The sequence below is a fragment of the Vibrio sp. 378 genome (genome assembly GCF_033339435.1).
Map to the genome: position 1 here is coordinate 1 of NZ_JAWOUO010000894.1, position 579 is coordinate 579.

Genomic DNA, 579 nt, shown 5'->3' on the forward strand with positions numbered 1-579 from the left:
CCGTAATACAGATTCGGGGGTTTGCTCCGCTTTTAGGTCCCTCCCAAAATGCTCGCAATACCGCGCACGTAATAAAAAAGGGCTCGTATAGAGCCCCTTAGTAAAGTTCGGTGTGGAAGTGCCAAGGTTTGGTGTCCTACATGTTCCGCTTCCTCGGTCTACGCAGACTGCGCTAGCTTCGACGCTGTGGCGAGCGGTCTAGATATGGACAGGCATGTTTTGCTGCAATATGTCTGACGGCTTTTCTCTTTGGCCGCACGTGAAGATCCTTTCTGTTTCTTCCCAAGTCACTCGATATACGCAGTCGCTCAACACCTCGAACTGATACCCAATCTTTACCAAGTCCAGATGATCGAAACTGAATAGCTTGTCGCGGCCATCGTACACATCGATGTATAGCTTGTAGAACGTCAGGTCACGGTCGAGTTCGGCAGCATACTTCAGCCGTTTGGCGTAGGCGATTTGCTTTGCGTATCCGGTGATATAGAAGTCGTAATCTTCCAAAGGCCCGAACCCTGATGCTTTCTTTTTCTTCCTCGCTTTGGTTTCTGCCGTATCTACCGTTGGCGTTCCGTCAGG

Annotated in this window: 1 pseudogene; it reads right to left on the minus strand. The window is 50.3% G+C overall.

The features are described from left to right. Positions 1–198 precede the first annotated feature (198 nt). A pseudogene (locus tag R7Q48_RS29455) lies at positions 199–579 on the minus strand (assembly protein); the annotation flags it as partial.